Annotated in this window: 6 protein-coding genes; all 6 read right to left on the bottom strand. The window is 63.5% G+C overall.

Annotated features, from left to right (window positions below; all coding sequences use genetic code 11):
• Nucleotides 1–426: MlaD family protein (locus A9W95_RS12650; RefSeq protein ID WP_172826611.1), on the bottom strand; the 426-nt coding region annotated here is incomplete at its 3' end.
• On the bottom strand, nt 423–1,484 hold the full coding sequence (locus A9W95_RS12645) for a virulence factor Mce family protein (protein WP_067412861.1): 1,062 nt from the start codon (nt 1,482–1,484) through the stop codon (nt 423–425). The genes A9W95_RS12645 and A9W95_RS12650, both read right to left, overlap by 4 nt.
• Nucleotides 1,471–2,526, bottom strand: a complete 1,056-nt coding sequence (locus A9W95_RS12640) for an MCE family protein (protein WP_067412858.1) — start codon at nt 2,524–2,526, stop codon at nt 1,471–1,473. Before A9W95_RS12640 ends, A9W95_RS12645 begins: the two co-directional genes overlap by 14 nt.
• Complete coding sequence (locus A9W95_RS12635) at nt 2,526–3,728, bottom strand: virulence factor Mce family protein (protein ID WP_067412855.1); 1,203 nt, start codon at nt 3,726–3,728, stop codon at nt 2,526–2,528. The genes A9W95_RS12640 and A9W95_RS12635 overlap by 1 nt, the downstream gene beginning before the upstream one ends.
• A 15-nt stretch (nt 3,729–3,743) precedes the next feature.
• A complete protein-coding gene (locus tag A9W95_RS12630; RefSeq protein ID WP_067412853.1) occupies nt 3,744–4,586 on the bottom strand; it encodes an ABC transporter permease in 843 nt (280 codons plus the stop codon).
• Nucleotides 4,587–4,620: 34 nt separating this feature from the next.
• Nucleotides 4,621–5,237 (bottom strand): ABC transporter permease (locus tag A9W95_RS12625; RefSeq protein ID WP_067412850.1); only part of this gene is annotated, 617 nt, incomplete at its 5' end.

The raw sequence follows: 5,237 nt of genomic DNA, 5'->3' as shown, positions 1-5,237 counted from the left end.
CTCTTTGACCTCGTCCCATTCCACCGGGACCGCGGTCCGCGACAGGTCGATCGTGGCGCCGTCGGGCAGGACCGCCCCGCCGGTGTAGGCCGGAGTCAGCTGAATGAACCGCGCCGCCACCAGGTTTGGCGACATCATGATGGCTTGGGCGTCGCGCGGAATCTGGACGCCCGTAGACACATTCATGGTGATCTTGACGTCGTTGGGCTGCGGTTCGATGGTGTCGATCGTCCCAACCGGCACCCCCAGGATGCGGACCTCGTCGCCGGGATAGATGCCTACGGCAGAGGTGAAGTAGGCGGTGATCTTCCGGCCGCTGTCACCGGCGGAGAAGAGCACATAGGCACCGCCGATCAACGCCGCGACCAACGCGACGACGGTGACGGTGCGTATCCCCTTGCGGCCGAACTTCTGCTTGGTCGTCATGGTGACTTCGGCCTGATGATCCACCGCTCCTGAATCATTCCGCGCAGGTAGTCGGCGAGGCTGGCGGGCAATTTGTTGGGCTGGTAGAAGAAGTCGAACAGCATCGCCATCGCCGGCGCCGGGATCGCGCCGAACACGTTGACGTTGAAGCCCGGTCCGGAACCGACCACTTCACCCAAGGTGGTTGCGTAGGAGGGCAGGCGCTTGAGCGCCTCGGTGATGTAGTCGCGCCGCTCGTTGAGATTGCCGATCACCTGGTTGAGCTTGCTCAACGAGGGCCCGAACTCTTTGCGGTTGTCGGCGACGAACCCCGAGATCTGCGTCGACACCCCTTCGATGCCGGATATCAGCGCGCTCAACGCCGCTCGCCGTTCGTCCAGCGCGGCGAACAACTCGTTGCCGTCGTCGATCAGCTTGTTGACCTGTCCAGCGCGTTCGGCCAGCATCCCGGTCACGCTTTTGGCGTGCGCCAACAGACCCTGCAGCGCCTCGTCGCGGTTATCCAGAGCGCGCGATAAGGACGTCACACCGTCCAGCGCCCCCCGCAGCTGAGGGGTGGCGTCGTGCAGCGTGTCAGTCAAGACCCGCAGAGCCTGCTCGAACTGCGGCTTGTTCAGGTTGGTGGCGTTACGGCCAAGATCCTCCAACGCGCCGTTGAGGGTGTACGGGGTGGTTGTGCGACTCAGCGGAATCGTCGTCGTCTGACCGGCACCGGCCGGGCTCACCGAGACGGAGCGTTCGCCGAGGATGGTGTCGGTGCGGATTGCGGCCAGTGACTGATCACCGATTACGACCTTGCGATCGATCTCGAAGGTGACTTTGGCGCTGTCACCGGCCAGGCTGACCTCGGAGACCTTGCCGACCTTGTAACCGGACACGAGCACCGAGTTACCTGGTTTGATGCCGCCCGCGTCGCTGAAGTAGGCGTAGTAGGTCTTGCCCTGCGGGAAGAACGGCAACTTGCTGTAGCCGAACGCGACCAGCACGACGCAGACGACTATCACCACGCCGAAGATGCCGGTGCGCAGCGGATCACGGTCTCGTTTACTGCTTGGCAAAGGTGCACCTCCCCTTGCTGGGATCGACCGGGCCGCCCATGGGAATCAAGATGTCGCTGCCGGCGGGTCCGTTGATCTTGATCGTCACCGAGCAGAAGTAGATGTTGAAAAAGGCCCCGTACGCACCTAGCGCGGACAGACGCAGGTAGTCCTCGCCGAGTTGCTCGACATCGTTGTTGACTTCGGCCTTGCGGTTGTCGAGTTCGGTGGCCAACGGACGCACCGCTTGCAATGTCGCCTGCAACGGCCGGCGCGAATTGCGCAGCAGTTCGGTCAAATCCGTCGTCGTCGAGGCCAGCGGCGGAATGGCGCCGGCGATCGCGTCCTTATTCTTGGCCAGCCCGGTGATCAGCTGCTGCAACTGGTCGACGCTGTTGGTGAATTGTGCGCTGCGTTGGTCGATGGTGCCCAGCACGGTGTTGAGGTTGGTGATCACGTCGCCAATGAGCTGATCCCGCTTGGCCAGCGTCGTGGTAAATGAGCTGGTGTCGGACAGCACATTGTTCAACGCCCCGCCCTGGCCCTGCAGCAGTTCGATGACCGCGCTGCTGATGGTGTTGATCTTGTCGGCGTCCAAACCTTTGAGTACCGGCTTGAGCCCGCCCAGCAGTGCGTCGAGGTCGAGCGCGGGCTGGGTGTGCTGGGAGTTGATGGTTCCGCCGGCCGGCAACTTGCGCAGTTCACCCGGCCCCGAGGTGATCTCCATGAACCGGTCGCCCACCAGGTTTTCGTAGCGGATCACCGCGCGCGTCGACGAGTACAGCGTGTAGCGCTCGTCAACACCGAATTCCACGTCAATGGTGTTGTCGGGGTTGAGTTTTACGCCCTTGACCGCACCAACCGGTACGCCAGCGATGCGCACCTTCTGGCCCGGCTTCAACCGGGACGCGTCGATGAAGGTGGCGTGGTAAGTGCTCTGCGAGCCAAACCGGAAGTCGCCGAATACCACCACCAGCGCCGCCGACACCAGCAGCATCACCGCGGCGAAGATGCTGACCTTGATGACCATCGACCGGTGCGACGGCATGCCACCGGGCGCCATCAGAAGTCGTCCCGTTCCGCGAAGGCGCCGTGGAACAAGAACTGCAGCGTGGAGGGCGCATCAACTTGCACTTCGGTGAACGGCTCGTAGGGGATATTGCCGTTGTCGGTGACTAGGAACGGCGCCCGGTAGAACGACCCGCCGGTTTGCTTGGTCGGAATGTCCGGCAACCCCCGGCAATTCGGGCCGCCGGAGGCATTGACGATCGGCAGGCTCTCCGGGTAGGTGTACGACGGCGAGCCCAGCACGAAGCTCGACGACGTGAACAGACCGGCTTTGCGCACCCCGAGCAGCGGCGCGAATTCCTTGACGCCGCGGTCGATGCCGGCGAACAGGCAACCAAACTCCGGTGAGTAGTCGGAGGCCACCTTCAGCGGGGCGCGCAGTCGGTTGATCGCGTCGATGAAGTCCTGCTCGGCGGGTGCCAGCGTTTCGTAGACGTTGTTGGCTAGCCCAATGGTGGCCAGCAGTGTGTTGTTGAGGTTCTTCTGTTCGTCCACGACGGTTTTGTTGATGGTCGGCAGGTTAGCGAACACCGTGTTGAGGTCGGGGGCGGCGTCGCCGTACACGTTGGTCACTATGCCGGCTTTGCGGAAGTCCTCCTGCAGCGTGGGTAGCTTCGGATTGGATTGGCGCGTCAAGGTATTGAGGCCGGCCAGCGTCGCACCCAGGTCGTCGCCGTGGCCGCGCAGGCCTTCGGACAGCGCGCTCAACGTTCCGTTGAGCTCAACCGGGTCAACCTTGTGTAGCAAGTCGATCAGCGACTGGAACAGCGTGTTGACTTCCAGCTGCACCGCCGACGCTTCCACATGCGCGTTGGGACGCAGCGGCGTTGCCGACGGCGTCTGGGGCGGAATGAATTCCACCGACTTGGCACCGAAGATCGTGTTGCCGGCCAGGTGAACCGTCGCGTTCGACGGGATGAAGTGCATGTCCTGGCTGTTCACGGCCAATGTCAGCCGGGCCTGGTCACCGCTGTAGGCGATCTCTTCGACCTTGCCGACTTGGATCCCGCGGTACTTGACCTTGGCGCCCTTTTCCATCACCAATCCGGCCCGCGGTGAAGAGACCGTGACCGTGTCGGTCGAGGTGAAAGCCGCGGTGTAGGACAGGTAGGTCAACACCGCAAAGGCCACCAGCAGGCCGGCCAGCACTGCTGCTGCCACCCGCACCGAGGTGCGCCGAGATCCGGTGTTTGCCATGTGAGTCGCGGGTCCTTACCCAGAGAGGTTGAAGTTGCCTTGCGAGCCGTAGACGGCAAGCGAGATGAACAGCGTGATGACCACAACGACGATCAGAGAGGTCCGCACGGCCTGGCCGACTGCGATGCCGACGCCCACCGGGCCGCCACCGGCGTTGTAGCCGTAATAGGTGTGCACCAGCATGACGGCTATCGACATGACGATGGCTTGCAAGAACGACCACAGCAGGTCGGACGGGATGAGGAAGGTATTGAAGTAGTGGTCGTACAGGCCGGCCGACTGCCCGTTGATGAAGACGGTGGTGAAGCGAGCCGCGAAGAACGCCGCCAGCACCGACAGCGAGTAAAGCGGAATGATCGCGACCAGACCGGCGATCAGCCGGGTCGACACCAGATACGACACCGAGTGCACCGCCATACATTCGACGGCGTCGATCTCCTCGGAGACCCGCATGGCACCCAATTGGGCGGTGGCGCCGGCGCCGATGGTGGCCGCCAACGCGATACCCGCGATGACCGGCGCCACGACGCGGACGTTGAGGAACGCCGAGAGGAAGCCAGTCAGCGCCTCGATGCCGATGTTGCCCAAAGACGAGTAGCCCTGGACCGCAATGACGCCACCGGATGCCAGCGTCAGGAAGGCCGCGACGCCGACCGTGCCGCCGATCATCACCAGCGCCCCGGCGCCCAGGGTCATCTCCGCGATGTTGCGGATCGTTTCTTTGCGGTAGCGGGTGATGGCGTTGGGGACGTAGCGGAGAGTTTCGCCGTAGAAGAGGGCCTGCTCGCCGAAGCTGTCGACCGGCTCCTGCAGCCTCGACATGAAACGACGAATGCGGATTGTGGCGTCGTAGCTCATCCTGTGCTCACCATCGCTTGATCGTCTTCAGTCGTTACTTCGCGGTGATGCGCACGCCGATGGCGGTCATGACCACGTTGATGACGAACAGGCAGATGAATGCGTAGACGACAGTTTCGTTGACCGCGTTGCCGACGCCCTTGGGGCCGCCCTTGACGGTCAAGCCGCGATAACACCCGACCAGCCCGGCCATCACGCCGAACAGCAGCGCTTTGGCCTCGGCGAGGACCAGTTCGCGCAGCCCCGTGAGCACGGTCAGCCCGTTGATGAACGCGCCGGGGTTGACTCCTTGCAGGAAGACGGAGAAGACGTAGCCACCGGACAGGCCAATCGCGCAGACCAGGCCGTTGAGGAGCAGGGCGACCACGGTGGAGGCCAGCACTCTGGGCACCACCAGGCGCTGGATCGGGTCGATGCCCAGCACCCGCATGGCGTCGATTTCCTCACGGATGGTTCGAGCGCCCAGGTCTGCGCAGATCGCCGTGGCCCCGGCACCGGCCACCACCAGCACCGTCACCACCGGACCCAACTGGGTGATGGTGCCGAAAGCCGTTCCAGCGCCGGACAAGTCGGCCGCCCCGATCTCGCGCAACAGGATGTTGAGGGTGAACGCGACCAGCACGGTGAACGGAATGGAGACCAGCAGCGTCG

It is taken from the genome of Mycobacterium sp. 1423905.2, from assembly GCF_001673155.1.
In the GTDB taxonomy this organism is placed as follows: domain Bacteria; phylum Actinomycetota; class Actinomycetes; order Mycobacteriales; family Mycobacteriaceae; genus Mycobacterium.
The sequence above is the reverse complement of the archived record's forward strand: the minus strand, read 5'-3'. Positions and strand labels throughout refer to the sequence as shown.

Bases quoted from the DNA above. Each gene is read 5' to 3' on its own strand.
- A9W95_RS12640 (WP_067412858.1), bottom strand. From the start codon at position 2,526: ATGGCGCCCGGTGGCATGCCGTCGCACCGGTCGATGGTCATCAAGGTC.
- A9W95_RS12635 (WP_067412855.1), bottom strand. From the start codon at position 3,728: ATGGCAAACACCGGATCTCGGCGCACCTCGGTGCGGGTGGCAGCAGCA.
- A9W95_RS12630 (WP_067412853.1), bottom strand. From the start codon at position 4,586: ATGAGCTACGACGCCACAATCCGCATTCGTCGTTTCATGTCGAGGCTG.